Here is a 17,160-nt window from a genome sequence, read left to right as displayed (position 1 = left end):
AGGTTCTTTTTTGTTAACCTAAAATCATTTTTTTATATTCAGCTAAACGCTTCACTGCTTCTTTTAGATCGGCCATACTTGCAGCATAGCTTAGTCTGACGTACCCTTCTCCGCCAGGACCAAAGGCTGCCCCTGCGATTAAAGCCAGCTTCACACGATCAGCTAGATCATAGCAGAATTTGAAACTATCTTGTTGCATCTCGGCCGGAATTCTTACAAATAAATAGAAAGCACCGGTCGGTTTTGCGCAGGTAAAACCAAGTTCACTTAAGGAATCTACCAAATAATCTCGGCGCTTTTGGTACTCTTTTTTCATTTCAGTGCCGTCGTCATAGCCGTTCTTAAATGCTTCTTCGGCTGCTGCCATATTCATGGTGCCCGCAGCAGTTACGGTGAACTGATGAATTTTTCCTAATTCGCGAGTAATTTCTAGCGGCGCATTAATTGTTCCAATCCGCCAACCGGTCATCGCATGCGACTTCGATGCACCGTTGATTAGAATCGTCTTCTCTGGAAGAAATTCTGCAATCGACGTGTGGCGTTGATCATAAGTAATTTCCGAATAAATCTCATCTGCGACCACAAAAATATCTTTGTCTGCCAAATAATCGGCCAAAGCCTTGACCTCGTCGCGTGAATACGTAACTCCAGTTGGATTGCTTGGATAATTAAGCATGATTGCTTTAACGTTTGAGTGAGCCTTAAATGCTTCATCAAGCATCTCTGGCGTCAAGACAAAACCATTGCTGGCAGTATTAATGAAAACTGGAATTCCGCCGTTAACTGAGATATCTGCAAAATATAAAGGAAAAGTTGGCGTCGGAACTAAAACTTCGTCGCCCTCGTTAAGAATCGAAGCAAAAACTGTATACAGAGATTCTGTTGCTCCGACTGTAATAATTGTTTCATCTGCTGAATAATGCAGATTGTAGTGCCGATCTATAAAATCAGCTGCTGCTTCTTTTAAGCCTTGAGTTCCATTAGAAGGAGCATACTGGGTTTCATTATTCTCAATTGCTTTAATTCCCGCCGCCTTAACGTGCTCTGGCGTATGAAAATCTGGTTCTCCCAATGTTAATTTTAACATTCCTGGTACAGTCGAAACTTTTTCATCGAACGCCCGAATATCTGATGGTTTAATATCAGCTAGTCGTTTATTCATCTTACCTAACAATGAATTTGTCATTATTTCACCCCATTTTTTTAAATTTAGTTCCAATTATACACAGAATCAAAAGAAACTTCACTCTTTTTCGATTTTTATGATATAATTTCAGGGCGAATATATTTCAAAGAGGAGTAATAATGTCTCATAATATCCATAAATCGGTTAACGACAACCGTCGTCCCGTCAATCAAGCAAATCTCAAGAAGAGCCAAAAGAATATCGATCAAGTTCGGGCAACTTTAGCCAAACTTGCTGCTGAAGATAAATAAAGGCGTTTTTGAGTTTATAACAAGACCGAATCGGTCTTTTTTTTGTACTCCCGATTATTCCAACTCATTACAAAATCTGGTAGGATAGAGAAAGTTTAGGGAGGAATATTTATGAAGTATTCAGAAAGTACACCAGTTAAGGATTTTATCCTTAATGTTTTAAATGGAGTGAGTATTGGAATTGTTGCGATGTTAATTCCTTCAGCAATTTTAGGAACTTTCTCCAGTCTTTTTATGAACGTTCCATTTTTCAAAGTAATCTATGAAATGACCAATTTCGTTATGATCTTAATGCCAGCGGTTTCTGGCTATATTGTGGGACATATTTTCGAATTTACGCCCATTCAAAGCTCCGGTGTTGCCTTAGCTGCTGCCGTTGGCGCCGGTAATTGGAAATTTAAAAACGGGGTTTTCGTCGCAAAAGGGGTCGGAGATGTCATCAATCTTATAATAGTTATTTCCATCGCAGTACTATTTGTCTATTTTATTGGATCTCATTTGGGAAGTTTCACCATCTTACTCTTGCCATCTCTTTCAGTCTTAATTCCCGGCGGGATTGGTTATTTAATCTTACCTTATGTGAGTTACATCACAACTTGGATTGGCAATTTAGTAAACGACATAACAAAATTGCAGCCTTTGCCGATGGCCTTGCTTTTGGCAATAATCTTTGCGGCAATGATTGTTACTCCAATTTCGACGGTCGGTATCTCAACTGCAATTGGTCTTGCCGGAATCGGAGCTGGCGCTGCAGGCGTGGGAATCACAAGTCTTGGATTCGCTCTATGTTTTTATGGTTGGAGGGTCAACGGAGTTGGAACCAGTCTGGCGCACTTCTTAGGTTCTCCGAAGATCCAAATGGCTAACATAATGTCTAAACCCAAACTCTTGATTCCGCCCTGTATTAACGCTGGGATCATGGGAATCGTTGCAGCTCTTTTTAATGTCAAAGGCACCCCCATTTCCGCTGGTTTTGGAGTTTCGGGCGGCGTTAGTTATTTAGCAGCTTACAAATTTATGAAACCTGGAGCGATGTCTTTAATTATTCTTTTTGTGATTTTTATTGTTTTACCTCTTATCCTCGGCATCATCAGTAAAATCATCTTTATTGACGTTTTACATTTTATGAAACCCGAAGATTTTAAAATAAATGTAAAATAAATTCGACATTTTTAGAACTTTTTGCGTAATTTATTTGTGTACGGAAAAACGCGTACAAAAAATATGTTCCAAAAGGAGATTTTTATGTTAGAATTTGTAATTGAGTCAAACGAAAAAGTGACTCCTTGCTCTTTGATTTCAAAAAAAGAGCCAAAAGACCAAAAGGAGGTAAACAATGAGCTTAAGTAAGTACGAGATTACTTATATCATCCGCCCAGATTTAGATGAAGCTACCAAAAAAGAGCTTGTAGAACGCTTCGATGCGATTCTTACAGATCGTGGTGCTGAAATCGTCGATTCCAAAGACTGGAAGAAACGTCGTCTAGCCTATGAAATTAGCGGCTATCTGGAAGGTATGTATCATATTATTAACGCTAATGCATCGTCTGAAGCTGTTGATGAATTTGAACGGCTTGCACGAATTAATGATGGAATTTTGCGTTCAATGGTAATTCGCATGGATGATAAAATTGATTTTCCAAGTCACCTTGCCGAAGCTGCTGCTAAAGCAAAAGCAGAAGCTAGAGCTAAGCGTGAAAGCGAAGCACGTCAAGCTGCAAATGCTAGTGAAGATCATGCCGGTCAACCTAGCAGTGAAGGATAAAGGAGGCCCAAATGATCAATAATGTAGTTTTAGTTGGTCGTCTAACTAAAGACCCTGATCTCAGATATACTGGTAATGGAACTGCGGTTGCATCTTTTACAGTAGCTGTGGATCGGAATTTTACTAATACTCAAGGCAATCGGGAAACTGACTTTATCAATTGCGTAGTTTGGCGCAAACAAGCAGAAACTTTTGCTAATTACATGCACAAAGGATCCCTTGTCGGCGTTGAAGGTCGACTTCAGACTCGAAACTATGAAGGTAATGATGGCAAAAGAGTTTATGTGACCGAGGTTCTAGTCAACAACTTTTCATTTCTGGAACCTAAAGGATCAGGAGGCGGTAACAATAATTCCGACTCTTCTAATCCTCCGCAACCAAACACCAGCGCGCCAACCTTCAATGGTACTGACGTTACTGATAAAGCAGAAAATCCTTTTGCAGACAACGACAACAAAAACGGTTTTGATCCAGATGCACCTTTAGACATTTCTGATGATGATTTACCATTTTAATTAATTTTTGAAAGGAGAGTCCATGCAAAATCAACGTGGTGGTTTCCGCCGTCGACGTAAAGTTGACTATATCGCAGCAAACCACATTAAATACATCGATTATAAAGACGAAGAATTACTTCGCCGCTTTATTTCTGAACGTGGTAAGATTTTGCCTCGTCGGGTAACCGGAGCAAGTGCGTTAAATCAGCGCAAACTAACCCGGGCTATCAAACGAGCTCGCATTATGGCTATTTTGCCTTTTGTTAATAAAGACGAATAATTTTGGAAACGTTCCTCAACGGGGACGTTTTTTGTTTAGACGCCGTCTGACTTTTTTGAACATTTCTCTCATTGACATTTGCATCTTGGAGCAAACTTCGTCATAATTGCAATTAAGGAGTAGCTTATAATAATCTAAGAAAATGAAATCTTTATTTAACTATTTTATCAAAAGCACGCTATGGCGTGACCTCAGAATTCGGCTCTCTTTAATCAGTGCCCTCGTAATCTCTATAATTGCATTGATCGTTAACTTTGCGATTAATGCATACCTTGGATTCGCCTTATTTATTATTTTGGTGGTCCTTTTTGGGATTGCATTTTATACTTTTTCAATTTTTAATGCTGACTCTAACGAATACGTAGCCGATCTGACCGAACGCATTGGGGATGCTGAGCAAGAAGCTCTAATCAAAATGCCAATTGGTATTTTGCTATACACCGATGATCACAAAATCGAGTGGATCAATCCATATCTTGCTCATTATCTTGATCAACCTGATATTCTAGGCCATCCTATTTCTGAAATCTCCAGTGTAATTGAAGATATCGTTTCCGAAAAGAAACACGCCGGTGCCCTACCGTATATCAAATGGGGCAATCACTATTTCGAAGTTGTTAATCAGAAGAGTCTCAATGCTTTTTACATGCTTGAAGTAACCCGCTATGCAAAAATCGAAATCAATGCCAATGATCGCCAACTGGCCTTTGGGCAAATTGCTGTTAACAATTATGATGAGATTAGTGATTCGATGGACGATCTGACCCTTTCTAACGTTAACAATTTGTTGACTCGTGAGCTAAACAACTGGGCTAATCGCTACAACATTTACATGAAGAAAACTTCCGAAGATCACTATATTTTTATGTGCTTCGCTCGTGATATCAACGAGGCAAAAAAGAACAATTTTAAAATTCTGGATTTAATACGAATTCAAAGTTCTCAGCTAAATGCTCCTTTGACTCTAAGTATGGGGATTTATTACGGCGAAGATAACATCAACGCTTTAGCTAAACAGGCTCAAAATAATCTTGATGTCGCCCAAAATCGAGGAGGAGATCAGGTTGTCTTTAAAGCTAGTGACTCTCCAACCGAATATTTTGGCGGTAAAACTGATCCTCTTGGCAAGCGAACTCATGTCCGAGCTCGTTCGATTTCTTTTGCTGTCCAAGAGCAAATTACTCGTCATCAACAGGTTTTCGTCATGGGGCATGCCAGACCTGACCTTGATGTTCTGGGCGCCTCCCTTGGAATTCGTAAAATTGCTGCGATGAACGGGGTTCGCTGCTACATCGTTGTTGATTCAAGTAAAGTTCATACTGATGTCAAAAGGCTTTTAAATGTCGCTGATGATTATGATGAAATTAAAGAAGATATTATTCCACCAGAAAAGGCTTTAAAAATTTCCAGCCCTGATGATCTTTTGATCTTAGTGGACCATTCAAAGCCAAGTATGAGTGTCAGTCCTGATTTATATCAAAGATTAAGTCAAAACGTTGTTATTATCGATCATCATCGTCAGGGTGAAGATTTCCCTGCCGACCCACTTTTGATTTATATTGAACCTTACGCTTCTTCAACGTGTGAGTTGGTGACAGAATTATTTGAATATCAGCCGACTAATTTGGCGACGATCAGTAAACTAGATGCCACGGCAATGCTCGCTGGGATTTCGGTGGATACTCAATCATTTAAATTTCATACCGGAACCAGAACCTTTGACGCCGCAAGTTACTTACGTTCAAACGGTGCCGATGAGAAGCTAATTCACAATCTTTTGAAAGAAAAAGTCAGTAATTATCTGGCAATGAGCAAACTTATTAGTACGATGGATCTTAGAGACGACGGAATTGCAATTGCTCACGGGGAAGACGATCTTGTTTATGACCCGGTAATTGGGGCGCAAGCAGCGGATACGATGATCTCACTCGATGGGATTTCTGCTTCTTTTGTTATCATCAAAAGAGAAGATGGTACAATAGGAATATCAGCCCGCAGCATGGGAGATTTTAATGTCCAGCTCGTCATGGAGAAAATGGGCGGTGGCGGTCATTTAGGCAATGCTGCGACTCAAATCGTCGATTCAACAATTGCTGAAGCTAAAGAGCAGCTAATTGAAATTCTCGATCAAGCTGAAGACCCTAAGAAGAAGTGAAAGGATTTAAGGATGAAAATAATTTTTACTCAAAACGTGCCAGGAAAAGGCAAAATTGGTGACGTTAAAGATGTTTCTGATGGCTATGCACAAAATTTCCTGATCAAAAAGAACCTGGCTAAACAGGCAACTCCGCAAGCGTTAAAACAAGAAGAAGCACGCAAAAAAAATCTGGCAGCTGAACATGAGAAGATGAAAGAAGCTGCTGAAGAACTCAAGAAACAGCTTGAAGCTGATGAAACAATTGTAAAGATCGGTTCCAAAGCCGGAACGGATTCACGGCTTTTTGGCTCTGTTACCAGCAAACAAATTGGCGATAACCTCGAAAAGCAATTTCAAATTAAAATTGATCGCCGAAAATTGGAAATGAACGATTCTCTTAGAACGCTAGGATTTCACAATGTTCCGATCGAGCTTTTCCCTGGCGTTAACTCGCGCGTACGAGTTCAGATTTATAAACTATAATGAATGATAATTTAACATCTCTACCAAATAGTCCCGAAGCTGAACAAGGCGTCCTCGGGGGTATTTTTATTGACCCTAATCGGTATAGCGATGCCCTTTCGATCATCGAACCAAGCGATTTTTACGATCGCAAAAACCAAATTATTTTCCAAACGATGATTGACTTGGTCGAAGAAGATCAGACGATTGACGTTTTGGTTATTAGCGACCGCTTAGCTGATCAACATCAACTGGAAAACATTGGCGGCACGGCTTATCTGGCTCAGCTGGCCGAGAGAACTCCAATTGCTAGAAATGTGCAATATTACGCCAATATTGTTAGCGAGAAATCAAAATTGCGGCGCTTGATTCAAACTGCCCGTGATATTATTTCGCAAGCTTTTCAAGACAGCGATCAAGTTGAACAAGTAATTGAAGATGCTCAGAATCAAATCTTAGAAATCGACGGCAAGCGCAATGGCGCAGGTTTTCAAAAAATCAGCGACATTTTAAAAACCTCATTCGAACACATTGAGGAAATGTCCAAAAATGATAGCCGAATTACCGGATTGACGACGGGATATCATTATTTAGACCAGCTCACAAACGGACTTCACCCCGACGAATTGATTATCCTCGCCGCCCGTCCCAGTATGGGTAAAACTGCTTTTGCTCTTAACATTGCCCAAAATGTCGCAGTTCAAACCAAATCAGTCGTCGCAATTTTTAGCTTGGAAATGTCAGCAGAATCTCTTGTAAACCGAATGATTTGTGCTGAAGGTAACATCAGCGCTAATAATCTGCAGACCGGAAACCTAACGGCTGAGGAATGGGAGAAGTTGACCGTTGCGATGAATATTTTGGGTCAGACCAATGTTTATATCGACGATACGCCTGGTAATCGGATCGCCGAAATTCGCAGTAAATGCAAAAAACTGGCGCAAGAAGTTGATGATATTGGGTTGATTGTTGTTGATTATCTTCAACTGATTGAAGGTAAAGGAGAAAATCGCCAACAAGAAATCTCCCAAATTTCTAGACAACTAAAAAAACTGGCTAAAGAGCTTGCCGTGCCGGTAATTGCTCTTTCCCAGTTATCAAGAAGTGTTGAACAGCGCCAAGATAAGCGTCCGATTCTCTCTGATATCCGTGAATCTGGTTCGATCGAACAGGACGCCGATATTGTTGCGTTTTTGTATCGTGATGATTATTATGGCAGCGAAGATTCAGAGGATGGCGAAGAAAATCCCGATAATGTTGCATTTAACCAGCAAGATGTGGTCAAAACCGAAGTAATCGTCAGCAAAAACCGGGCTGGCGCCCTTGGAACTGTCAACCTGATGTTCAAAAAATCATACAACAAATTTTTAAATTTAGCGATGCAAGAAGAATCAGCGTAGATTAAGAACCAATGGCGAATCAGTCATAAATTTCGCTGAATTTTCTGGTAAATCGAGAGTCAGGGTTAACCCTGGCTTTTTTGTTTGCTGAAAATAAGCACGATCAAACTCAAGTTTGAAATGAAAATCTTCTGCTTTAACTTCATTGGGAACCCAAAGAGTTAAATCTTTACTTTCAACACTCTTTAAATCATATTGATTTTTAAACAAATTAGCTGCTTTTTTGACGTTTGGATTGGTATCAGAGTTGATAGTGATCAGGTGATAATTTTGCTGAAAACGGCGCAAAAAATCTCTGGTTTGCCCAAACCGTGCTTGATCAGATGGCGCATTTAAAATCACTGCTGTCATCAAGCGCTGATCTTTCTTTAAAGTTGCGACAAAACTATACCCATCATCATTGGTTCCCGTCTTTAATCCCACGACCTCCAACTTAGGGTCGGCGAAATTCCCGCCAGGCAAAAGTTGATTAGTACTTTTTAGATCTTGGGCCTCAGCTGTTCCCGCTTTAAATTTATAAGTAGAATTTTTACTGACATCTAAGACTGCTGGAAAGTCCGTCACCAATTTAGCTGCAACTTGACTAACGGCACTCGCTGACATTTTGTTATCTGCATCGACGGCTGTTCCTGGATTGCGCAAACTCCCTAACATGTCATTGGGAAGACCATTAACATTAACGATCAGAAAATCTTCAATTTTCAGGCTTTTCAGAAAATCCTGTTCTGCTTGATTGATTTGATCTAAGGGCGCCAAATGTTCAGAAAGTGCCATCACACCTGCATTTGCCGAGCTTAAAAGGGTCGCATACAAAAGATCTTCGACGCTATAAGTCGAATTAGCGTTCAATTTAACATTAGAAAGCCCACTAACGGTGCTCAAATCAGCAATTTCCGGCCTAATTTTCACCTGATCAGTAAGTTTTATTTTTCCCTCTTTGAGTGCTTGATAAATCAAATAAACGGGAATAATTTTAGAAATAGAAGCGATTGGCAAACTTTGCTGAATATTTTTTTCATAGATAATTTGCCCCGTCTGGCTATCCGTTAGAATAAAAGCTTGCGCATTGAGATCAGCACTTTCAGTGATTGAGGGAATTTGTTTATTTGTTTGCTTAATTTGAAAAGACCGATCAGCGGTCGGACGAATTTCAAAAGCTATTAAAACCAACGGAATCAATAAGACTCCGAATATCTTAAATAAAATCAGCCAAATTGAACGATGTTTACGAGGCTGGCGTCGTATTTGAGCCATTTATTTTACGTCTCTCCCATTTTTTGGCAGCTCAATAATAAAACTTGTGAGCTCCCGATTAGATGTTACTTTAACTGTTCCGCCCAAACCTTCAACAATATTTTGGACAATCGCAAGCCCTAGCCCGCTGCCACTTGAGCCTGAACGAGCTGCATCAACCCGGTAAAAGCGCTCAAAGATTTTATTAAGCGACGTTGTCGGAATTTTGGGCCCGTCGTTCTCGACTCGAATCGCAATTTGATCGCCTAAATCAGACAGAACGATCCGAATAAAAGTACCTTTTTTGGCATATTTTAAGGCATTACTGACCAAATTAGACAGCGCCCGCCCTAATTTCTCAGAATCGAGCTCAACTGTAATCGGATTAGCTGGTACCACGCTATCAATGCGAAGACCGGACTTTTCAGCCTCTAGCTCAAAATCAGCAGATAACTGTTCGATTAATTCGTTCATGTTAAAAACTGTGTAATTGTAACTCACTTTTTGCGAGTTTAGTTTGGTGTAGGCAAACAGATCGTCGGTCAAGTACTTCATTTGTCCTGCCTTGGCAAAAGCGATGTGAACGTACTTGCGAATTGTTGCCAGATCAAGCGTCTGGTCGTCCTCAATTAAATTAAGATAGCCAATAATGCTCGTTAACGGCGTTCTTAGATCATGAGATACGTTGGTGATCAGCTCGTCTTTGCTTTGTTCAATTCTCCGTTCCTCTTTCATTGAATGAACGGCACTATCGACTAGCGCATTAATCGAATCAACAACGCCTTGAAGCTCTCGATTTACTTGATAATCAATTCTTTTTTCCAAATGACCGTCCGCGATTTCTTGCATTGCGGCAATCACATGGCGCATTTCCATCAGGTGATAGCGCCGAAGCAAGCGCCAAACTACCACCGAAATATCGAACAGTCCAAAAAATAGATACAAAAAAGTTTCGAAGCTCCAAAAGTCATTACCAAATGACGGAACCGGCATCCCGCGATAAAATATCGAGCCACTTCGTTGCACAAAAGGGCCGTCGCCCCCAAATTGAATCGTGATGATGATCAGGGCAAAACTTACCAAAACCATGATCCCGATTGTGATGAATCCCTCGGCAATAAGTTCAAACACTTCGCGCCGGGATAATTTAATTTTTTTATTATTGTTCATTTTTCTCTTAAAATTAAGGCGATTTTAGATTTAATCGTTTAGAATAAAATAATGGATAAATTTAAAAATTTAGAACCCAAGAAGAAAGAAATTATCACCTATTTGATATTTGGAATTCTGACCACGGCAGTTAACTACATCGTTTTCTTTGCCTTAACATTTGCGATGCCTGAAATGAAGACGGTCTGGGCAAATACAATCGCCTGGTTCATTTCTTTCCTATTTGCTTTTTTCACCAATCGTAAATGGGTTTTCAACAGTAAAGCTCAAGGTTTCAAAGCCAGAATCCTCGAATTTTGGTGGTTTCTAGCTGCCCGAACTTTTTCTTTATTTGCTGATGATCTAATTGTGTATCTCGGAATTGACCTCATGCAGCAAAACAAACTTCTGGTCAAGTTGATCAGCCAAATTCTAATCGTGTTGATCAATTACGTTTTCTCTAAGTGGATTTTCAAAAGCAAAAACTAAATTCCTTACTTAGTTATAACAATCATTTCAACAAGATTCAACTGTCGGCAAACAAAAAAGCACTGCCTCAGCAATGCCTTTGAATCTAGTACTGAATATTGATGTTACTTCCTTTAATCCATTGATAACCGCCAACCTGATACCATTCAACGTTATCAGTTGTAGTTACCACGGTCGTGAACTTCCAAGCGCTGCCTTGCGGCAAAATCGAACCTGAAATCGGGGTGCCGCCAGGCCATGAGTAAACTTGTGCTCCGGCTGCATTATTAACAATCCCGTTTCCAGACTGTTTTGAGATGATACTAGTTAAATTCTCAGTTTGATACTTCAAAGTTGATGTTGGAACATAACCGATGGAATCAAAACCGTCGACACTAACGCTCGTATAATTGATCTGATTAATATCACGATTCCCTAATACGTACACTTGCGTGCCAACTCTTGTAGTATCGTTAGTCGGATGAAGACCATCTTCTAACAGCCAAGAAGTCGGAGCAGCTTGTAAGACAGAAACTGCCGCCGGAAGTTTGCTCCCTTTCTTATCAGGCAAAGCAGGCGAACCTTTAATTGTCGAAACAATCTCAGAGCCCAAACTATCCTTTAAGCTAGCGTTTTTATTCTCGACCCACATAAACGGTTCAGCAGTCCAATTGTCAACTAAAAGATAGAAAATCCGGCCGCTTTCAGTTTTAGCGACTGATTTAATACTATAAGAATATGGTCCACTGATGTCATTTGCCTGAAAACCATTACCTAACGAGTAATAGAGTGGCGAGTTATCGGTTAGATAGGCAATATTCTTAACAGAAATCTGTGAAGCAATTGGATCATTACCGCCTAGTGAAAGCTGGCCAGTGCGAACCCAAGCAAGTGGTGCCCCTCCATTTGTTAACAACGTATAAATTCCGTTATTTTTAGTTTTTACAATTGAAGTTGCTTGATAAGTGTTGCCGATAAATTGATTTGCGCTACCGCCTTTAACGATTCCAGCATCTGTTAAATAATAGAATGGCTGATTACTAGCTTTACCACTCACGACTTCACTTTCAGAAATGTTAGCTTTACTTGCAACTTTCTCTGCTGGCTCAACTCCAAGATTGTTGTATTTATACTGAACTAACTGGAAGAATTGGTCCATCGAATATCCCCAAGAACTGAAATATCCCGTTGGATCAGTATGGTTAGTTCCGCCTAAAAAGTTAGAAACTGCGTGATGCGACCAAACTGTCCCAGAGCCAGTATGAGTAGCATTAGTTACTGGTAAGTTGTACTTCTTTAATAAATAAGCCACATAATATGCGTCATTATTCACTGAACGGGCAAAATTATCAAACGTCTTTTCCCGACAAAGTTCAATCGAGATATAACGAGCATTTGCAACCGGTCCTGCACCCCAGCAAGTTAAATCAGTGCTCGCTGTGTTAATAATTTGTGAGCGATCAACAAATGCGTGGACGTAGGATTCTCGACCTGGCACGTTCCAATTGTTAGACTCGTAAGCGATCTCGTTTTCGATAGCATCGTTGTTATTAGCTGTCTCATGAACAACGATTCCCTCAGGACGACCAACCCCGTTACGATAAGCGGCTCCCACGCCCCAAAAAGGGGTTTTGCGGGTTTGAATATTCGGGTTAGGAAAATTATTTTGAAGAATATAAGTATTGACATCAGCATATGCTTTAGTAACAACTGGCTGACGATTTTGAGTCAGTGGGATCACTGATACGGCTAAAAAGCATAGAGCCACAAGGACTCCTGCAATTTTAGCAATGGTTTTTTTATGCATGTAAAAATTTTTCTCCTAGTTTCTTAAATTGGTTGAATCCATTCTACCAAGTTTTGTCCTGTTTTTTTTATTTGTAACCAAATAGTAACCTTATCTTTTCCATCCATAATTTATCAAATCCTGTTGCGATTTTTTGATGCCACTAACAAAATGTGAGCGGCGCCCATTGTAGGCATGCGCTGCGGAATCGTTAACACCCAGGTAACTCTCGACTTCAACAATCCAGACAGCGATCAAACCTCTGGGAGTAAGATAAACTAATTTTTTTCCCAAAAGATCTCGCGTAATTTCGGAAGTACTCCGACCAGTAAAAAATGATGAATTTATTCGTTGCATAAAACTCTCTTTTTTCCTATTATTAAATATGACTCTATAAAGATAAAGGTAAAAAAATGAAAAAAATTAAACTAGTTACAATTGATGTGGACGAAACTTTACTCAATTCACAACACCAAATCGTCCCTTCAACAATTACCGCAGTTAAAAAGGCCGCTGAACAGGGGGTCAAAGTTGTAATTTGCTCTGGTCGGCCGCCTGCTGGCGTCGCACCATTTTTAGAACAGCTAGGTCTTTCTGGCAATGACCAATATGTGATTACTTATAACGGCGGAGTAATCGAGACTATCTCTGGCAATATCGTCCAAAAACACGTTTTGCCAACTAGTGATTTTGAAAAATTTAGCCAATTTAGTAACAAATACCAAGTTAATTTTAACGTTCTTGATGATCACAGCCAAATTTACACCACAAACCATCAAATTAATTGGTTTACTGTTGTTCAGGCCAACGAAAACGAAGCTGGTTTAACAGTTCTAGATCCTACAGATCTACCTGTAAACTTCACCCTTGTTAAATCACTTTTTACTGGCCCAGTTGAACTACTGGACCAAATTGAAACTCCATTAAAAGCCCAGTTTGGCGAAGGTTATTACATCGTGCGTTCGTCTCCTGTTTTCCTCGAAGTGTTAAACGCTAAAGCAAGCAAAGGTCAGGCAACCAGCGATCTAGCGCAATATCTGGATTTGCAAAAAGACGAGATAATGGCAATTGGCGATGAGCGCAACGATCTATCGATGTTTGAAGTCGCTGGCACATCAATTGCAATGGGTAACGCTCATGCGGCAGTCAAAGAAGCTGCAACTTTTGTTACGAGCGATAATGATCATGATGGAATCGCCGAAGCTTTTGAAAAATTTGTTTTTTAGCTAAAGGAGAGCAACATGGAAGGACCAGAAGAAATCAAAAAGTTTTTAAGTCAAAACAACGAAGGAAAATCCTTGACTCGTGAAGAACTTTTAAAACAAGTTGAAGCTGCCCGCGCGTTATTCAAAGCAACTGATGAAAAAAGAGAAGCTGGACTGCCTCATGAAATTCCTGAGGTCGACCAATTCAATGATCTTCTCTACGGACTGGATCCTAAATATAACCTACTCGATGTTTATCTCCCTTCCGAGCGGCAAGCTGGCAGTCCAATCCCCGTCATTATTAATATCCATGGTGGCGGTTGGATTTACGGGACCAAAGAAACCTATCAAATCTATTGTTTAAGCCTTGCAAAATATGGTTTTGCCGTGGTAAATGCTAGCTATCGCTTAGCACCAAGCGTGCAATTTCCAGCAGAGCTTGAAGATTTGAACCAAGTCTTTCAATGGATTTGCAAACCCGAGCACGCCGAAAGATATCAGCTGGATTTAAAAAATATTTTTGTAATTGGCGACAGCGCTGGAGCCCAAATGGCAGAACAATTATTAGTCGCTTATACAAATAGTGAATATCGCAAGCATTTTGGCTATCAAGTTCCTAAGCTCAATATTAAAGCGGCAGTTTTGAATTGTGGAGCATACTTGTTGGCGCAAACTGATTACATGGCCGGACCATCAGAAATTTATTTCACACCCGAAGTTCGAATCAAAAATCATGATCAATTAAACGCCGAGAAATATTTAACTTCAAAGATGCCGCCGCTTTTTTTGATGACTGCAACTGAAGACTTTCTACGGGACAGCACGTTTTTGCTCTCAGGTTACCTAAGAGCAAAAGGAATTTATCACGAACTTCATTCCTATGGCGACAGCGATGCCCCGCGTCTCCACGACTTTCAACTTCATCTCGACGACCCTATTGCCACTAAATGTACCAGCGAGGAAATAGAATTCTTTAGAAAATACATGAGTTCTTAAGAATCGTCACAATAATCATTTTTTTCGGAGCAAAAATATGCTCCAAAGCTTAATTAAATTATAAAGAGGAGTTTTTTCATGAAACAACATACATCTTGTACCACGATTCTCGTAGGCAAAAATGCAAGCTACGACGGCTCAACTATGATCGCACGGACTGAGGATAGTGGTCCCGGAACTTTTACTGACAAGAAATTTATCGTAGTAACACCAGACAAACAACCACGGCATTATACCGCCAAAAATTCTGCAGTCGAATTTGATTTGCCAGACAATCCGATGCGCTACACTAGCGTTCCTAACGCCGACACTGACGAAGACGGAATTTGGGGCGAAGCTGGGATTAATTCCGAAAACGTCGCAATGAGTGCTACTGAAACTATCACGACAAACGAACGAGTGCTTGGCGCTGATCCAATGGTCAAAGATGGGCTGGGAGAAGAAGATTTCTTAACAATCGTCTTACCGTATATTCACTCTGCTCGTGAGGGTGTTGAAAGAACTGGCAAGCTCCTTGAAGAATTTGGAACTTACGAACACAATGGAATTGCATTTTCCGATGTTGATGAAGTTTGGTTTTTAGAAACTGTCGGCGGTCATCACTGGGTTGCTCAAAGGGTGCCAGATGATGCTTATGCAACAATTCCTAATCAACTAGGAATCCAAGTTATCAATTTCGATGACCCTGATAATTTCATGTATAGTGCTGATCTAAAAGAATGGGTCGAAGAGAATCATTTAGATTTAAGCCTTGACGGTAAACTCAATGCTCGTTTGGCTTTTGGATCTCATTCTGATATCGATCATCACTACAACACGCCGCGTGCATGGTTCATTCAGCGCTTTTTGACGCCAAGCGTTCAACAATATCCGATGAGCGATACCATTCCTTTTTGCACTCGACCATTTCGAAAAATTACGGTTGAAGATATCAAATACGTGCTCAGCAGCCACTATCAAGACACCGCTTATGACCCATACGGAACTTTTGGATCATCAGATTTGAAACACGAATTTAGACCAATCGGAATTAACCGCACCAACGAAACTAGCTTGCTTCAAATTCGCCCCGACGTTGAAGAATCTCATCGGGCGATTCAGTGGCTAGCGTATGGTTCAATGCCATTTAATACAATGATGCCAATCTATACCAACGTTGACACTCAGCCAGAAGCTTTTTCCCACACGCCAAAAACTCCAACGACTGAAAGCTTCTATTGGATTAACCGAATCATGGCAACAATTGCTGACCCACATTTTAAACAAACAGCCCAAACCATCGCCGCTTACCAAGAAAAAACAATGGGTTTTGCGCACCAAGTAATCAAAGAAACTGATGAATTGGTTAAAACGAGCGACAAGAAGGTCACAGAGATTCTCGCAGCTGCAAACAAAAAAATGGCTGACGAAGTTATGGAAGAATCCCACAAACTTTTAGGCGAATTGGTCTTTATTGCTTCAAATGAAATGACCAATAAATTCGCAATGAGTGACTAATTATGGATACTTCAGACAAACAAAAAGTTGTACTCATTACCGGAGCATCATCCGGCATCGGATTTGCTACGGCCAAACTATTTGCTCAGCGCGGATGGATTGTTTATGCTGGTGCTCGCCGAGTTGAAAGAATGGAAGAACTTGAGGATTACGGAGTAAACGTGCTAGCGCTTGACGTAACTAACAAAGAATCGAGTCGCATTTTTGTAAATACTGCCAAAACTGAACAGCAGCGAATTGATGTTCTAATCAATAATGCTGGATACGGCGAATTTGGAGCACTTGAAGAAGTCTCTTCAGAAAAAGCTAGAGCCCAGTTCGATGTTAACCTTTTTGGACTTTCGCAGCTAACTCATTTTGCCCTTCCCATCATGCGCAGGCAGCACGCCGGAAGAATTATCAATACCTCGTCAATTGCCAGTGATGTCTACACTCCTTTTGGCGGCTGGTATTACAGTTCAAAAGCTGCTCTCAACCAATGGAGTGACGTCCTTGACAGCGAATCCAGACGCTTTGGGATTCGTTCAGTTATTGTCCAACCTGGACCAACACAATCACAGTGGTCAGAGATTGCTTTTAAAAATGGATTTGACAATTTAAGCGAAAATTCTCCTTATGGGGACACCGCCAAAAAATTCATGAAGGTTTTCTCGCTTCTAAGTAAAGAGAGCAATGCAACCGCTGAAGACCTTGCCAAAGTCTTTTATCGAGCGTCGACAGATAAACATCCAAAATATCGCTATTACAATCAATTTAGAGATCATGCTTTAGTCTCGATAACCAGACACTTTCCACGAACCTATCGCAATGTTATAGATAAAATTTTTGATTAACCAAAGTTCAAACGA

Annotated in this window: 17 protein-coding genes and 1 pseudogene; 13 read left to right on the top strand and 5 right to left on the bottom strand. The window is 40.4% G+C overall.

Going from position 1 to position 17,160, the window contains the following annotated elements:
• Positions 1-13: 13 nt before the first annotated feature.
• On the bottom strand, positions 14-1,186 hold the full coding sequence (locus R8495_RS01225; RefSeq protein WP_317635749.1) for an aminotransferase class I/II-fold pyridoxal phosphate-dependent enzyme: 1,173 nt from the start codon (positions 1,184-1,186) through the stop codon (positions 14-16).
• A gap of 119 nt (positions 1,187-1,305) precedes the next feature.
• Between R8495_RS01225 and R8495_RS01220 the strand changes: the two genes are divergently transcribed.
• The 8 genes and pseudogenes from R8495_RS01220 to dnaB all read left to right on the top strand — a co-directional run bounded on the left by R8495_RS01220 (position 1,306) and on the right by dnaB (position 7,978).
• The gene (locus R8495_RS01220; protein WP_317635748.1) at positions 1,306-1,437 is read left to right on the top strand and encodes a hypothetical protein; all 132 of its coding nucleotides are present in this window, start codon (positions 1,306-1,308) and stop codon (positions 1,435-1,437) included.
• Positions 1,438-1,548: 111 nt separating this feature from the next.
• Positions 1,549-2,598, top strand: a complete 1,050-nt coding sequence (locus tag R8495_RS01215) for a PTS sugar transporter subunit IIC (RefSeq protein WP_317635747.1) — start codon at positions 1,549-1,551, stop codon at positions 2,596-2,598.
• A gap of 175 nt (positions 2,599-2,773) precedes the next feature.
• A pseudogene (rpsF, locus tag R8495_RS01210) lies at positions 2,774-3,064 on the top strand (30S ribosomal protein S6); the annotation flags it as partial.
• A 149-nt stretch (positions 3,065-3,213) separates the two neighbouring features.
• The gene (gene ssb / locus R8495_RS01205) at positions 3,214-3,717 is read left to right on the top strand and encodes a single-stranded DNA-binding protein (RefSeq protein WP_317635746.1); all 504 of its coding nucleotides are present in this window, start codon (positions 3,214-3,216) and stop codon (positions 3,715-3,717) included.
• Positions 3,718-3,739: 22 nt separating this feature from the next.
• Entirely contained in the window at positions 3,740-3,979 is a 240-nt protein-coding gene (gene rpsR / locus R8495_RS01200) for a 30S ribosomal protein S18 (RefSeq protein ID WP_317635745.1), read from the top strand.
• A gap of 142 nt (positions 3,980-4,121) precedes the next feature.
• On the top strand, positions 4,122-6,134 hold the full coding sequence (locus R8495_RS01195; protein WP_317635744.1) for a DHH family phosphoesterase: 2,013 nt from the start codon (positions 4,122-4,124) through the stop codon (positions 6,132-6,134).
• 12 nt (positions 6,135-6,146) lie between these two features.
• A complete protein-coding gene (rplI, locus tag R8495_RS01190) occupies positions 6,147-6,599 on the top strand; it encodes a 50S ribosomal protein L9 (RefSeq protein WP_317635743.1) in 453 nt (150 codons plus the stop codon).
• Positions 6,599-7,978 (top strand): replicative DNA helicase, encoded by a 1,380-nt coding sequence (gene dnaB, locus R8495_RS01185; protein ID WP_317635742.1) that lies wholly within the window; start codon positions 6,599-6,601, stop codon positions 7,976-7,978. The genes rplI and dnaB overlap by 1 nt, the downstream gene beginning before the upstream one ends.
• On the opposite strand, the gene R8495_RS01180 is transcribed toward dnaB, so the two are convergent.
• Positions 7,970-9,232 (bottom strand): D-alanyl-D-alanine carboxypeptidase family protein, encoded by a 1,263-nt coding sequence (locus R8495_RS01180; protein ID WP_317635741.1) that lies wholly within the window; start codon positions 9,230-9,232, stop codon positions 7,970-7,972. The two genes, dnaB and R8495_RS01180, sit on opposite strands and share 9 nt — an antisense overlap.
• Positions 9,233-10,381, bottom strand: a complete 1,149-nt coding sequence (locus R8495_RS01175) for a sensor histidine kinase (protein ID WP_317635740.1) — start codon at positions 10,379-10,381, stop codon at positions 9,233-9,235.
• Positions 10,382-10,432: 51 nt separating this feature from the next.
• Here R8495_RS01175 and R8495_RS01170 point away from each other — a divergent pair, with 51 nt between their 5' ends.
• Complete coding sequence (locus R8495_RS01170; protein WP_317635739.1) at positions 10,433-10,849, top strand: GtrA family protein; 417 nt, start codon at positions 10,433-10,435, stop codon at positions 10,847-10,849.
• Positions 10,850-10,934: 85 nt separating this feature from the next.
• Here the strand turns inward: R8495_RS01170 and R8495_RS01165 are convergent, their stop codons facing one another.
• Both R8495_RS01165 and R8495_RS01160 read right to left on the bottom strand, forming a co-directional pair.
• On the bottom strand, positions 10,935-12,635 hold the full coding sequence (locus R8495_RS01165) for a peptidoglycan recognition protein family protein (protein WP_317635738.1): 1,701 nt from the start codon (positions 12,633-12,635) through the stop codon (positions 10,935-10,937).
• Between the two features lie 90 nt (positions 12,636-12,725).
• Positions 12,726-12,971, bottom strand: coding sequence for a DNA-3-methyladenine glycosylase (locus R8495_RS01160; protein WP_317635737.1), 246 nt, complete (start codon positions 12,969-12,971; stop codon positions 12,726-12,728).
• A 56-nt stretch (positions 12,972-13,027) separates the two neighbouring features.
• Between R8495_RS01160 and R8495_RS01155 the strand changes: the two genes are divergently transcribed.
• The 4 genes from R8495_RS01155 to R8495_RS01140 all read left to right on the top strand — a co-directional run bounded on the left by R8495_RS01155 (position 13,028) and on the right by R8495_RS01140 (position 17,145).
• On the top strand, positions 13,028-13,840 hold the full coding sequence (locus R8495_RS01155) for a Cof-type HAD-IIB family hydrolase (protein ID WP_317635736.1): 813 nt from the start codon (positions 13,028-13,030) through the stop codon (positions 13,838-13,840).
• Positions 13,841-13,855: 15 nt separating this feature from the next.
• Positions 13,856-14,815, top strand: a complete 960-nt coding sequence (locus R8495_RS01150) for an alpha/beta hydrolase (protein WP_317635735.1) — start codon at positions 13,856-13,858, stop codon at positions 14,813-14,815.
• A gap of 78 nt (positions 14,816-14,893) precedes the next feature.
• On the top strand, positions 14,894-16,312 hold the full coding sequence (locus R8495_RS01145) for a C69 family dipeptidase (protein WP_317635734.1): 1,419 nt from the start codon (positions 14,894-14,896) through the stop codon (positions 16,310-16,312).
• Positions 16,312-17,145: an SDR family NAD(P)-dependent oxidoreductase gene (locus R8495_RS01140; RefSeq protein WP_425613278.1), complete on the top strand. Its 834-nt coding sequence runs from the start codon at positions 16,312-16,314 to the stop codon at positions 17,143-17,145. The genes R8495_RS01145 and R8495_RS01140 overlap by 1 nt, the downstream gene beginning before the upstream one ends.
• The last annotated feature ends 15 nt before the right edge of the window (positions 17,146-17,160 follow it).

Source organism: Xylocopilactobacillus apicola (assembly GCF_033095985.1).
GTDB lineage: Bacteria > Bacillota > Bacilli > Lactobacillales > Lactobacillaceae > Xylocopilactobacillus > Xylocopilactobacillus apicola.
The sequence above is the reverse complement of the archived record's forward strand: the minus strand, read 5'-3'. Positions and strand labels throughout refer to the sequence as shown.